At 36.1% G+C, this 13,619-nt stretch carries 14 protein-coding genes and 1 riboswitch; of the genes, 8 read left to right on the top strand and 6 right to left on the bottom strand.

Annotated features, from left to right (window positions below):
• The first annotated feature begins 17 nt into the window (after nt 1–17).
• Nucleotides 18–124: riboswitch (SAM riboswitch) on the top strand.
• 88 nt (nt 125–212) lie between these two features.
• Entirely contained in the window at nt 213–950 is a 738-nt protein-coding gene (locus tag PI85_RS02265; protein WP_036121425.1) for a cyclase family protein, read from the top strand.
• A 28-nt stretch (nt 951–978) separates the two neighbouring features.
• Here PI85_RS02265 and PI85_RS02260 read toward each other — a convergent pair whose 3' ends face one another.
• Together PI85_RS02260 and PI85_RS02255 are read right to left on the bottom strand one after the other, a co-directional pair.
• Nucleotides 979–1,575, bottom strand: a complete 597-nt coding sequence (locus PI85_RS02260; protein WP_036121427.1) for a DedA family protein — start codon at nt 1,573–1,575, stop codon at nt 979–981.
• A 65-nt stretch (nt 1,576–1,640) separates the two neighbouring features.
• Nucleotides 1,641–2,414: a Cof-type HAD-IIB family hydrolase gene (locus PI85_RS02255; protein ID WP_036121429.1), complete on the bottom strand. Its 774-nt coding sequence runs from the start codon at nt 2,412–2,414 to the stop codon at nt 1,641–1,643.
• A 324-nt stretch (nt 2,415–2,738) separates the two neighbouring features.
• Between PI85_RS02255 and PI85_RS02250 the strand changes: the two genes are divergently transcribed.
• From PI85_RS02250 to PI85_RS02240, 3 genes are all read left to right on the top strand, one after another.
• The gene (locus PI85_RS02250) at nt 2,739–3,422 is read left to right on the top strand and encodes a DUF2225 domain-containing protein (protein WP_036121430.1); all 684 of its coding nucleotides are present in this window, start codon (nt 2,739–2,741) and stop codon (nt 3,420–3,422) included.
• Between the two features lie 21 nt (nt 3,423–3,443).
• Nucleotides 3,444–3,797 carry a hypothetical protein gene (locus tag PI85_RS02245; RefSeq protein ID WP_036121431.1) on the top strand — a complete coding sequence of 118 codons (354 nt, stop codon included), beginning with the start codon at nt 3,444–3,446 and terminating at the stop codon, nt 3,795–3,797.
• 144 nt (nt 3,798–3,941) lie between these two features.
• The gene (locus PI85_RS02240; RefSeq protein ID WP_036121432.1) at nt 3,942–5,351 is read left to right on the top strand and encodes an erythromycin esterase family protein; all 1,410 of its coding nucleotides are present in this window, start codon (nt 3,942–3,944) and stop codon (nt 5,349–5,351) included.
• A 44-nt stretch (nt 5,352–5,395) separates the two neighbouring features.
• Here the strand turns inward: PI85_RS02240 and PI85_RS02235 are convergent, their stop codons facing one another.
• Complete coding sequence (locus PI85_RS02235; protein WP_036121433.1) at nt 5,396–6,571, bottom strand: DUF4272 domain-containing protein; 1,176 nt, start codon at nt 6,569–6,571, stop codon at nt 5,396–5,398.
• Nucleotides 6,572–6,600: 29 nt separating this feature from the next.
• Nucleotides 6,601–7,878, bottom strand: coding sequence for an SMI1/KNR4 family protein (locus tag PI85_RS02230; protein WP_082011535.1), 1,278 nt, complete (start codon nt 7,876–7,878; stop codon nt 6,601–6,603).
• Nucleotides 7,879–8,164: 286 nt separating this feature from the next.
• Between PI85_RS02230 and PI85_RS02225 the strand changes: the two genes are divergently transcribed.
• Complete coding sequence (locus PI85_RS02225; RefSeq protein ID WP_012295970.1) at nt 8,165–8,806, top strand: TetR/AcrR family transcriptional regulator; 642 nt, start codon at nt 8,165–8,167, stop codon at nt 8,804–8,806.
• Nucleotides 8,807–8,923: 117 nt separating this feature from the next.
• Nucleotides 8,924–10,333 (top strand): carboxylic ester hydrolase, encoded by a 1,410-nt coding sequence (locus PI85_RS02220; protein WP_036121434.1) that lies wholly within the window; start codon nt 8,924–8,926, stop codon nt 10,331–10,333.
• Nucleotides 10,334–10,366: 33 nt separating this feature from the next.
• On the opposite strand, the gene PI85_RS02215 is transcribed toward PI85_RS02220, so the two are convergent.
• Nucleotides 10,367–11,197, bottom strand: a complete 831-nt coding sequence (locus PI85_RS02215) for a MerR family transcriptional regulator (protein ID WP_036121435.1) — start codon at nt 11,195–11,197, stop codon at nt 10,367–10,369.
• Between the two features lie 86 nt (nt 11,198–11,283).
• Between PI85_RS02215 and PI85_RS02210 the strand changes: the two genes are divergently transcribed.
• Nucleotides 11,284–11,751: a GNAT family N-acetyltransferase gene (locus tag PI85_RS02210; protein WP_036121436.1), complete on the top strand. Its 468-nt coding sequence runs from the start codon at nt 11,284–11,286 to the stop codon at nt 11,749–11,751.
• The gene (locus PI85_RS02205; RefSeq protein WP_036121437.1) at nt 11,738–13,081 is read left to right on the top strand and encodes an MATE family efflux transporter; all 1,344 of its coding nucleotides are present in this window, start codon (nt 11,738–11,740) and stop codon (nt 13,079–13,081) included. Before PI85_RS02210 ends, PI85_RS02205 begins: the two co-directional genes overlap by 14 nt.
• A 43-nt stretch (nt 13,082–13,124) precedes the next feature.
• Here PI85_RS02205 and PI85_RS02200 read toward each other — a convergent pair whose 3' ends face one another.
• Nucleotides 13,125–13,580 (bottom strand): GNAT family N-acetyltransferase, encoded by a 456-nt coding sequence (locus tag PI85_RS02200; RefSeq protein WP_036121438.1) that lies wholly within the window; start codon nt 13,578–13,580, stop codon nt 13,125–13,127.
• Between the last annotated feature and the right edge of the window lie 39 nt (nt 13,581–13,619).

The following is a 13,619-nucleotide window of genomic DNA, read 5'->3' as shown; positions in this document are numbered from 1 at the left end:
AAATTCTTATATTCTATTTCTTATCAAGAGAGACGGAGGGATCGGCCCGATGAAGTCTCAGCAACCAGCTCAATCAGTATGGTGCTAATTCCTTTTGGCAAAATCTAAGCCTGAAAGATGAGAAGACGAACTACCCACGTATGATTTAGGGAGTCCTCTTCTATAGAGGACTCTTTTTTATTTACCATTACTTTTAGAAAGCAGGAAATTAAATGTCTAATGAACTTTTACAAGCATTGCACTTACTAAAATCAAAACAATGGGTCGATTTGACACATACCTTTGGCCCACATTCACCTCATTTTTTCATGTTTGAAGATGCTAAATTTGAAACATTATTCTCGCATGATGACGGTTTTTTCGCACAGCAATTTACATTCCCCGGACAATATGGAACACATATTGACCCACCTATTCACTTTGTAAGAAATACTCGTTTTCTAGATGAACTAGAGCTAAAGGAGCTAGTTCTCCCGCTTATCGTTATTGATAAATCACAAGAGGCTACTAGTAATCATGACTTTACGCTCAGTGTCCAAGATATTCTAGAATTCGAGGCACAACATGGACAAATAGAAGAAGGTACTTTTGTGGCACTGCGAACAGATTGGAGTAAGCGTTGGCCCGATAAAGAAGCCTTCAATAATAAAGATGTGGATGGCCATAATCATCTTCCAGGCTGGGGCTTGGAGGCATTACAATTTTTATTCAAGGAACGTAAAGTAAGTGCAATTGGTCATGAAACTTTTGATACCGATTCTGCTACTGATTTTCGTCAAAGCGGCAAATTGGATGGAGAATATTTTGTCCTTGATCAAGACACCTATCAAATTGAGCTTATGACTAATTTGGACAAGCTTCCTCCAAAAGGGGCTATTATTTTTAATATTGTACCTAAGCCTGAAACAGCATCTGGATTCCCTGTTCGATCATTTGCCATTTTGCCATAACAAAAAGTCGGTACACTCATACCGACTTTTACTTTTGTACGTTTCTTTTTTTCAATAGATAATAAACGATTAACATGACAAGGACAAATAGTAAGATGACATAAATACTATAATGGGATAAATAGTAACCGACGAATCGCCACTTCTCCCCTAATACTTTTCCTAATGTTATAAATGTGAACGTCCAAATAAATGCTCCTGTATAAGCAAAGAATGCGAATTTTTTATAGGGATAATTATTAATAGCCGCAATATAAGCTGTCAGATGGCGTACACCTGGAATAAAATAGCCAACTATTAATAAAAAAGGACCTACTTTCGTAAACATTTTTTTAGTAAAATCAATTTTTTCCTCAGTTATATGAAACTTTGGCCCATATTTCTGCAAGAGCGGTAAGCCAAATCGATGGCCGATATAGTAGCTTAAAGTAATACCTCCCATGGCACCAATCAGGGCGCTTACTAACGCTGGGATATGTTCAAGACTTTCTCGATAAACACTATAGCCTACATAAGTTAAAAATACTTCATCAGGAAGTGGCAACCCAACAATGCCTCCAATTAGGATCACAATGATACCAAAATACCCGTAATGTTCAATTAGAGATTGCACATGTTGCGCCATTTTCCAACCACCTAACACCTTTTCTATACAGTCATAACAGTAAAATTGCTCAAGCAAATATGTCGTTAAATAATGTGAAGCTGACGTAAAGCAAAATCTATGCCACCTTCAATAGATTTCTTTGTAACAAAATCTGCAGCATTTTTTAGAGCTTGGCTCCCATTTCCCATGGCTACCCCGAGACCAACCTGCTCTAGCATATCTATATCATTCTCTCCATCTCCAAAAGCTATTGCATCCTTAAAATTAATTTCAAAATAATCTAGTACAGCCTTTACAGCTATCGACTTGGACACATCCTGCTGTAAGACATTCACAATATAAGGATGCCATCGTTGCCGTAATATATTCGAAAATTGACAAGCTAATCTTTTTTCAGCCTGCTCATCTGCATAAAGACACATAAGAAAAACCTCTTCTTCTATAATGCTGTCATTTCTAACGGGAAAATCACGTAAAGACAATGTCTCTTGCATCGCGCTTAACGCTAACGGATTTTGTATAGCATTCATCGTAAGTTGTTCTGTAAAAAATGTTAAGGAATGCTGTTGTTGCTGTGCAAAAGCTTGAACATTTTGAACAATGCCCTTTTCAATCGGAATTTTATGTATGACAACATCCTTGTGCTTCACATATGCCCCATTTGCCGTAATAAAGGTTTCAATTCCCAAACTTTTCAGCCCTTCACACATGGACAACGGCCTTCCTGTCGCAGCCACTAGATGAATCCCTTTATCCTGTAGTAGATGAATGGCCTGCCTTGTACTTTCTTCCACAGCGCCATTCTCATAATTGATCAGAGTACCGTCCACATCAAAAAATACTATTTTATATGTCATTTCCTCCATCCTCTCACATCAAACTTTTGAACTATACAATTCGAATTGTCTATGAAATAAATTGTATATAATTCGACAAAATTTGCTCGAACTATATAACTTACTTTAAGTACACCGATAAATACTATTACAAGCTTATTTCTAATGATATTTAACTAATAATGTAAGGATTATTTTTAATTTAATAATTCTAAAGGAGTATACCAAAGAACACAGAATTGTTAAAATGATAGATAATGAATTAAATACATTGAACGATTATCGATTGCGTATAAATAGAACAAAAGAAATAATATTCTAGAGCATGCAAAGGAGTTGATTCTTATGGCATTTAACATCTACTACTATGAAAGTAGCGTAGATTGTAAATTTTGCAAAAAGCATTTTACAACGTATAAAGTACGCCCAAATCGATATAAAATTATCGAGGAACAAACAGATTTCATGCCCGTCTATGATGGCCTAAACCCTTTGCTGTATGAAGTTGCTGTGTGCCCACATTGTGGGTTTGCTTTCCATAAATCCATGACGCGGACATACGGACCTTTCATGCAGCTCATAGATGAACTATACATTAAAGAGCTACAGAAACCTATGAATATCTGTCAGGAACGTACAATCGATGATGCCATTATAAGCTTTAAGCTGGCCTACCTAGTATCTCGCGCATCAATGGAAGAATCGCTTTTGATGGCAAATTTCGCATTAAAAATTGCCTGGTTATATCGCTTAAAAAACGACGAGGAATCTGAAAAACGCTACCTTTTTGCTGCTAGAGATTTTTACAGTAAATCATTTGCATCTAACCAGGAAGGTGGAGAGCGAATTCAATTTTTACATGCCGAGCTAAGCCTCCGACTTGGTGATATGACAGAAGCTAAAAAAGGATTTTCTAGATTAATTGCCGATAAGAATGTCTCGCCAAAATATCGAAAGCTAGCACGTAATCGTTGGGAAAATTATAAATATGATGAACAACCTATAACCGTTAAAGAAAGCATGAATTGAGTGACGAGGAGAGGACTAGTTATGTTGCTATTTCAAAAAAAGATAGATGTGAGAGAAGAGGATATTTTTTCAGAACTGCATCATTTTTTATTAAGAAAAAATAATCGTTATTTAACAAACGAAGAGGTTGTGACGTTGACAGGTGTCTCGTCTGAGCTACTGTATAAATGGGTCAAAGCCGGAAAGTTAAAAAATTCGATATTCCCAAATTTAGGCGCCCCTTGTGAAAGATGTGGACAAATTACTCAAGCGAAAATTTGCGTGAGCTGCTCCTCCTCTATTATTGGTACCTTAAATCAAGAGGAAAAGGATCGGGCATGGTTTAAACAAATTCAACGTAACCATGTTAGAGCTAGTACGTATCATTATAAATAGTTGTTGGGCATCTCCATTTAAATGGAGATGCTTTCTTTTTTAACAATCAATCCAAATTTAAACAAAATTTAAACAAACTCCTCCTATGGTTTAAACTTTGCCCCTTATACTTAGGATCAACATAAAGAAAAGGGCTGATTTTCAATGAAACATTATAGAAAACGGAAAGCTTTATTAAGTACAGCACTGACAAGTTTAATCGTATTCAGTGGCATAACTAGTGCTTCAGCGGCTGCCCCTGCGGTAAAAGAGCAGGAAAAATACGGAGTGGTTCAGCAGGCTAGGACTACTACTGAAACATTAGAGGATTGGAAAACATGGGTGAATGATCATGCTTATAGCTTGACTTCCATTCAGCCGGAAACAGCTAGTTCGAAGAAAATCCCTTCTAATAAATTTGAGGACCTAGCAATGCTAAAGCCATTATTACATGATAAACGTATTGTCTTTTTAGGTGAAAGTTCTCATGGGGTCGCACAGTTTAATCTCGCTAAAACTCGTTTAATACAATTTTTACATCAAGAAATGGGTTACAATGTTTTAGCCTTCGAAAGTGGTCTGGGCGATGTCATGAATGCCCAAGGAAAAATTGATAAACAAGCTGCACTACAAACGATGAAGGATGCTATTTTTGGAGTATGGTGGACAAAAGAAACATTGCCTCTTTTTGAATACGCAAAAACAACTCAAGCTACAGAGAAACCTCTTGTTCTAGCAGGCTTTGATATTCAACAGCAAGGGGCATTTACGAATGGGGATTGGTTGCAAAACCCTCAATTGGCTCAGCAATTCAGTGACGCGGAAAAGCAACTCGCAGAATGGAGCTCTAGCAAAGATTTAAAAGGCTACCAGAAAGAAAAAACAGCTATTATTAACGTTTATAAACAAGTAAAAGCACAAGTTCAGACGAAAGAAAAGGAGCTTCAAAAGGCTTATCCGAATGAACTTCAAATAGTAAAGCTGATGGAGCGCACTTTAGCAGACCGTATCCGTTTGGCAGACGAATATGTAGAGCTAACAATTCAATCCACTATTGAGATGGAGCAAAATAAATATGAATCGTTTTTAACAACAATGGAGTGGCGTGATCAGGCGATGATGGAGAACTTACTTTGGCTAGCTGAAGAAGTTTATCCAACAGAAAAGTTTATCGTTTGGGCGCATAATGACCATATTCGTAAGGCTCAATCAGATGTAATGGGCTCCCCATATCCAGTTAAATTAATGGGTGAACGTTTACCAGACATCTACAAAAAATATAGCTATGTATTAGGCCTATATATGACTAGCGGAGAAACTGCCAATAATATGGGTGAGACGATGCCCGTTTTACCACCAATAAAAGGATCTATCGAAGATATTGTATCCTCAGCCAACCAACCTTACACATTCATTGATTTACGTAATCGTCAAAATGAACGTGGTAACTCATGGATGTTTGAACCTCGCCTATCCTATAGCTGGGGAGTAATACAAGAAAGCCTTGTTCCACGCGATCAATATGATGGTATTCTTTTAATTGATAAGGTGAATAAACCAACATATGTAAAATAACCTTTATAATATAGCAAACTAGTATCCTAGTTTGCTATTACTTTTTAAGTATCCATTGATATCGTTTCCCACTCTTCGTTTTGATGACCGATCAACCAGAATAAGGCTCTACGTCTTTCCATAACAATACTTTCATTCATTCCAACAGGAGCCGGTCGTTCTTGTATACGATTATCTACGCACGCCCAGTGTAATCTGAATATCTTGTCGGCTTCATCCATTATTTCTTTCTGACTACGCATCATAATTTGAAGATAAAATTGCTCAAACGTTTCGCAGTTAGAAATAACTTGAATAGCGTACTCACAATCACATACTTCATCAGGGAAATCAAGCTCTTTAACAAATCCCAGTACCCAAATCAGTATCCAATAAGCTTCATATTGCCATGAAATATTAATGGCTTCTTGTGCATTTGGTTGTTGATCATATAAAAAGGCCCTTTCATTATCCGTTAGATTTGCCTCTACTTCATATTTATGCAACATATTGATGAAGAAATCTCTTGATTCTTCAACATTTTCTCCTTGTGCCACATCACAAGCAAATTGAATAACAAATAGTAAAGCTACAGCTCTCCTAGCAATATCCTCTTTGGCTTTAAGCTGACAAGCTCCAATTGGCGGAAGTTGCGGGAGTGAATCTGTGTATGGAATACCGTTTTCTTTTAAATATGCTATCGTTTTATTCTTTCTTTGATGACCTTCTTCCGATGTCGCCTCTTGTCCCCTCACTTTCTGTGTACAAGCATAAGGCCTAAAGTTAGATGGCCCTGATTGCCCATCAGGATAAACAATGACTGCACCTTCTTTGTCTAACAAGGTACCATTTGGTAAAAATCCAATTCCTCCAATGGTTAATAGCAGACTCAAACATAACTGCATTTGTTCATCCTTTATTTCTTTTTCACATTCGATCGCAATGACTGTATTTAACACAGAAATTTGCGTTAAAACTAATTCTTTTAAATGGTTATCTTCAAATGGAATACTGTTGTAATAGCTCATCATTCCAGGGATATTATTCACAAAGTATTCTGAGTCTGTATCTTCAGACATCACCCTAACCATCAATTTATATTTGTTAAATAATGCTTTGGATTTTATAAGATAGTTATTTTCATTTTTTTCAATAGCAAAACCTTTACTAAAAACATCGAAAATCTTACATTCGATTTCTTTTGTATTATTCATAGAAGCGAATATAGTGAAATTGTTCAATTATTTCTCCTCCTTACAATTATTAGATTTCACCAAAGTTCAATGCCCTCTAGAGCTTGGCTAAAAAATTGTTTATGTTTTCGTAGTACTTCATTGTCCTTCCAAAACGTAAGCAATGACAGCCATTTCTCCATATCCACTGAAGTTGTCGGTTTAATTCCTTGCTGCAACATTTGGCATACGGCTCGTATTGCTATTTGACGCTCTACTTCCTTACCATTCAACCACTCAAATAAAGTTTCTGCACTCGGCTGTGATTCTACTAAAAGCGTATCCCACCCCTCTATCGGAAAAGAAACATAACGTTTCATCCATGCTATTGTTCTTGGGTTATGAAAATCACGTAGTCGCTGTAAAGCTATATAAGATTCAATTCTCCTTTTTTCAATATCTTGAAGAACAAGTGATAACCCCACTTCTTCTGGTAGACAGTAGGCGGTTAAATAATCTCTAATACTATTAGGCAAATCATTTTGGTCTTCCCAAAGTGTCATCACCCAATGACTTGCCTCTGTTGCACAAACCTCTACTAGCACTTTGCACCATACTTCTTTATCCGCTAAACGCCGTGATTGTTCAATTTGATTTTGAAGTGCGGCAAACACTTTCCCAGTATTTAACCGTGTAAATGCTTCTCGAACCCTAGTATCCTCCATACCATGCATCGACACATATAGGAGTAAAGTATCCAGTTGATACATAACGTTCTCCCATGTTGAAGTTAAATATTGTTCAAACCACTTTAGCCAGATTTGAGAAGTGGTCAAACTTAAATCTAGTCCACCTTCACTACAAAACTGTAGACACTGTCCACAATCTGCCCCTATGCAGCCTAAAGTTGTAGCTTTCTCTACATAATCTTTAAAATTCAAGGCAAGAAGGTCATACTCATCCTCCTCATGACTCCAATACCAAACGGAACCATCCTCAATCTTAATAAGTAGCGCATCACCATTGCCAGCCGTATGAAATTGTAGGTATAGTTGTTCTTTTGCATTATCACTGTCTCCGCCAAAATCAGGGAATTCGAGTTCTTCCAAGCTCCAGCCAAAATCACCTAAAGGTGTGTCTTCCAGCTCAATAGGAAGTAGTGCCTCGTCAGGTAAAGACCAATATACCCCCACTTGTCGAGAACAATGAAGTAATACATCACGGAACTCAGAAGGAATCGGAACGCCGAGCCGCATCTCTACCATTGATAGTTCATGCACAGTAGCCATAGGCTTTATCTCCAGTGGATGAATCCAAGCACCTTGCTGTTCAAGCTGTTTTAATAATTGCGTCCATCGATCAACCCATATTTGCATATCTATTCCTCCATGCTTAGAAAAATATTTCGGATAATGCTCTACTTTTTTCTCTACTAATGTATCGTCAGGAAGTCATTTATGTATTAGAGTTTGGTTTTACTTTCCCTAAAAACACTCGGATTTTACTTCTATTTAAATTCAAAATATATGCTAAATTACTTACCTTTACTTGTTCTTTTCTAGTTTTCTTCAGCAATTCTCATAAATCGTATCATGTTGACAATTTGGAAGGATGCGCCTATTATTATAAATACATTCGAATGTATCTATAAGGAGATATTTTATGGCCAGAAATAAATATCCAGAAGTTACGAGAAAAAGAATCATTGAATCAGCTGTTAAATTATTTACTTTAAATGGTTGGGATAATGTAACGATTCAAGAAATTGTCGATGATGTAGGGGATATTACTAGAGGAGCATTTTATCATCATTTTAAAACGCGTGCTGATGTTATTGATGCCATTACAAAGGAAATGCTAACAGCAAATAATTATTTTAATGACATCTCAGATTTGGAAAACTTAAATGCTTTAGAGCGTTTAAGACAAGGCATTTCTTTCTCAATTTCTCAAAGCGGAAAGGAAGAAAACTTATCCTCGATTCATTTAAAAATGAATTCTGCCGAGTTTGTTTATAGCCGCATCACAGAAGGAATTCAGGTTGTTGCACCAGGAATTCAAAAAATTATTGATGAGGGCAATCAAGACGGCTCACTGCAAGTTGCTTTCCCGAAGCAAGCAGCTGAAACTTTTACAATGCTTTTTGACATTTGGATGAATCCTGAAATATTTCGTGTAAGCCGAGCCGAATTTATTCATAAAATTGAACATATAAGTTTGATGTTCAAAGGGATTGGCATACCACTTATGAATGATGAATTGAAAGATGTTTTTTTAGCATTATTTGATAAAGTGCAGGAATAATAAACTACTATATGTAGTTTATTATTTTAATCTTATACATACATTCGTATGTATATATACTTAAAAATATTTTTAATTAATTTCATACATTTGTATGTATGAAAAAGGAGATAAATGATGAAAACCTTAGAAGTACTATTTACACTTATTTTAATACTATCGAGTATCTCACTAACTTTTAGACAACGTGGGGTAACTACAATAAATCTTATTATGATAGCTACCAATTATGTTTTGTTAATAGGAACAATTATGACAATTGGTGCTAACTGGCGCATGATCCCTGCTTATTTTGTTTTGATGTTATTAACATTACAAGTTTTTGTGAAGCCAAAAAGTACAATTGTTTCAAAAAATTTAAGGATGAAAATAATTAAAACTTCAGGTATTGTTGTGGCCACTATTACAATGTTCACATTACCAACGTTATTTCCAATCATGTCTTTTCCTGAACCAACAGGAAAATACACAGTAGGAACACAGACATTTCACCTGACCGATAAGAATCGCAAAGAATTTGTTGTACCTAATCATCAGGTGAATCGCGAACTGATGATTCAAGTTTATTATCCTGCTGAAAAAGAGACAGGACAACCTTCACCCTACTTTAAAGATATAGATGCGTTAACACAACAGTTAGCAACGACACAGGGTTTTCCCAATATCGCAACAACGCATTTAGGACTGACGAAAACCCATTCTTATCAAGATGCGACAGCTATAAAGTCTAAAGAAAAATTTCCACTTTTATTATTTGCACATGGTATGAGTTTATATAGTCGACAAAATACCTTCCAACTAGAAGAATTAGTGAGTCATGGCTATATTGTCGTTGCTCTTAACTTTACAGGTGACGCGGCAACAACAATATTCCCCGATGGTGATCGGGTTGATTTTACACCAATTGAAAACACCATTACATTCTTGAATAATCGAATTCATCTTTGGGAGCAGGATGCATCTTTTGTTTTAGATGAAGTCATTAAAGGAGATTTTGATAAGAACTTTCGTGCAATAGCCTCACTAATTGACTATGATAGCATTGGTATGCTAGGTCATTCTTTTGGCGGCGCTACTTCAGCTCAAATGCTAGTAAAGGATAATCGTATTAAAGCAGCCATTGATATGGATGGTGGGTTATATGGCGATTCAATGCCAAAAAATGGTCCTAAAAAGCCTTTTATGCTGATGAATGCTGAGGCATCCATAAACTTTATGAAAGAAGCATATAACCAGCAGCCTGGTAATCGTGATGAATTGTTTGTAGAAGCTTATCTACGAAATAAAACAATTGAAAAGCCTGGTGTTTACACAGCTATTATTCCAAAAACAAATCACGGAAGTTTTACAGATTTAGCAGCCGTTTCGCCGATTATTAATGAATCTGGGGCAGATGTAAATGCAATTTATAAATTGATTAATGAATTATCACTTGGCTTTTTCGATAAAAATTTAAAAGGAATCCAAGACAATAAATTAAATAAAATACAAAAGGCACATCCGGAAATAAACTTAACTTTGCATTAAGTATATTTGGGGTTGTTGATAGGCAGAGATGCATCAACAACCTTCTTTTATTTCCACCATAATCTTTGTTACATATTCCTCTTCACGATTTTTAATAACCGCATCATAAATATATTCCTCATAAACATACTGCCCCAGTTCATAGCCTTTTTCTCTCATGACCTGGAATAATCGCTTGTAGGTCTCTTCCAGAGTCGTAGATGTTCCTACATGGTATCCAACAATAAACTTTCCTTCAATTGCTTTAAAATAAGGATGACCTTCCTGCGGATGCGGCTGCTCAATATATAAGTACCTATAATTATCATAGTTACCGGCTAATACCTGCTCCCTTTTGGTAATTCCACCAATCGGATAACCTGTGTCTAAGCGAGAGCGATCCAATTCATCTATAAAATCAGAGACAGCCTTAACGAATTGTTCTTCCGTTGAGTCCTCAATATTTCGACTTAAATACAAGGTTGCCTCTGGGAAATGCTCAATTGTAATGCTATCAAAATCAAGTTGTAGTGACTCCTTCGTTAAATCAATTTTGACATCAATAATGCCTTCAATCATCTCCAGTTCTCGCCGCTTTTTTGCGACAATTTCCTTTTGTAAATGCATCAATTCTAAAAAATTTTCAGGTGATTTCTCCGCCATATACTGCTGTATACCTTTCAAAGACATGCCAACAGCCTTTAATAACTCAATGACGCTAAAAAAATCATATTGAGCGAGTGAATAATATCGATACTCTTTACTATCCTTCATAACAGGAGATAGCAAGCCAATTTGATCGTAATAAATTAAAGTTTGTTTATTAACCTTACATATTTTAGCAAATTCGCCAGTTGTAAAATATTTTACATTTTTATTAAGCATTTTTTGAGTATCCTCTCTTGACTATATAGTAACTATATACTTTAGATTGTACCTATTCACAATAAAAATAGAAAGGTTTTGACATTATGTTCACGGAGATTCGTGACATTACAGCTTTTAACAAACAAGAAATTTTAGCATTACGTATTGCTGACAATCAGCAAAATTTTATTGAAAGTACAGACCAATGCTTAGCAGAGGCGGAGATGGATCGGCGCTTTACACCTTTAGGCTTATATAAGGATAGCACCGTAATAGGCTTCGCTATGTATGGCGTATTTCCTCATGAGGATCATAGTCAACGAGTTTGGCTTGATCGTTATTTAATTGATGAACGCTATCAGGGACAAGGTTTAGGTAAACATTTTTTACAGCAGCTTATACATTACTTAACAGAAAAATTCAGCTGTCACAAAATATATTTAAGTGTTTATGACAATAATGCAGTAGCTATTCAGCTATATAAACAGTTTGGCTTTATGTTTAATGGTGAACTAGATGATAAAGGGGAAAAAGTAATGGTCTTGGAGGTGCATGGATATGACAACCATTAATCCAATTGAAACACGGCCGCTCAAACCATTATTTTTATCCTATTTATTTCCAGCGATGGTTGGCATGCTTCTCATGTCCGTTAATATTTTAGTGGATGGCATTTTCGTTAGTCACGGCGTGGGTCCTACAGCGTTAGCAGGCGTTAATATTGCAGTTCCGATTTTCTCTATTCTGCTGTCTATTTCGCTTTGGATAGGGATGGGTGGAGCTACACTCTATTCCATTTCTCTTGGGGAAGGCAATAAGCAACGAGCTCATCAGCTCTTTACGTTGGCGTTTACTACAATGCTTGTGGTCGTGTTAACAATTATCGGGTTCCTTGCGCTTAATTTAAAAGATATTTCTTATATATTCGGGGCAAGTGATGATACGTATCCATATGTGCAAGAATATTTACACGTTATTTTGTTATTTGGAGTGTTTTATACAATTGAAAATCTTTTAAGTATCTTTATTCGCAATGATGGTAATCCAAAGCTAGCTATGCTGGGTTTAATTACAACATCTGTATTGAATATTATCTTAAATTATATTTTTATCTTCGTTCTAGATTATGGTGTAACAGGCTGTGCATTAGCAACAGCAATAGCTACTATTATAGGTACAGCTGTACTATGTCTTCATTTTTTCCGTCCACAATCTGAATTAAAGTTTGTCTCTTCATTCTTCAATAAGACAGATTTAAGAAAAATTTTCGCTATCGGATTACCTAGTTTTATTGTCGAGGCTTCTGTAGCAGTTATTATTATTTTATATAATGTGACCTTTTTACACTATTTAGGGGCAAACGGTGTGACCGCCTATGCAATGGTCAACTATATCCATACAGTCCTGTTAACAATTTTTTTAGGTATTGGCATGGCTCTACAGCCATTAGTTAGCTATCATCATGGGGCAAGATTACTTGAGAGGTTAACAGCATTACTAAAAATCGGATTAGCTACAGCATTTATTTTAGGATTAACGACAGCCCTTATAGCTATGCTTTTCCCTTCACAGCTTATGGCTTTATTCGGAGATAGCTCATTCGAAATTCGTCATATGGCAACTCAAGGCTTTGTTCATTTTGCTATAGGCTATGTATTTTTAGGTATCAATATGGTACTTGCCGAATTCTTTCAATCTATCGAAAAAATTCGTATTGCCACAACTATTATGTTACTTCGGAGTATTATTTTATTTATCCCAACTCTTATTCTCCTGCCTAAAGTGTTTGGCTCTCAAGCAATTTGGTGGACCTTCCCAGTGGCAGAGGGTATTACAGCCTTACTTATTTACGGGTATATCAAAAAAAACCCACGAATAATTTACTCTTCTGGCGATGCTTAAATGGAAAGGGACCTTGTACTTATACAGGTCCCTTTCCTACTATTTATTCAGTTAAATATTGAATAACAGCCATTTCTTTACCGAAACGATCGCCATTATCGACAAAACCTAAACTTGCATACAAATGATGCGCGGCTTTATTTTCTGGATGATAACCTACAACAACCTTTGTAGCATCCGGTAACTTAGCTAGTTCGTTTATTATTTGCTTTGTGGCTTCTTTGCCAATACCTTTACCTTGAAAGTGCTGATCAATCATTATGCGATAGATCCAGTACCCGCCAAGCTCTTCCTTTACTGTATTGAACATTAAAAATCCAACAATCTTGTCTTCATAGTAAATGGCATATGGCTTTAAAGTTGGTTCGAACTTTGATTGCGCAATAGAAATAGCGTTGGATTCAACATAATCCCTTTGCTCTGCTGATGTTTCTAACAGGCAGCAATCATACCAATTATTATTATTTACCTCTTCGATTCTTACAGTATTGCTAGACATATATGGTCCCCTTCCGAATTTAGGGAAACACTAAACACT

The sequence above is a fragment of the Lysinibacillus sp. A1 genome (assembly GCF_000801965.1).
In the GTDB taxonomy this organism is placed as follows: Bacteria; Bacillota; Bacilli; order Bacillales_A; family Planococcaceae; genus Lysinibacillus; species Lysinibacillus fusiformis.
Note: the sequence above shows the minus strand (reverse complement) of the source record. Positions and strands in the feature narration are given on the sequence as shown.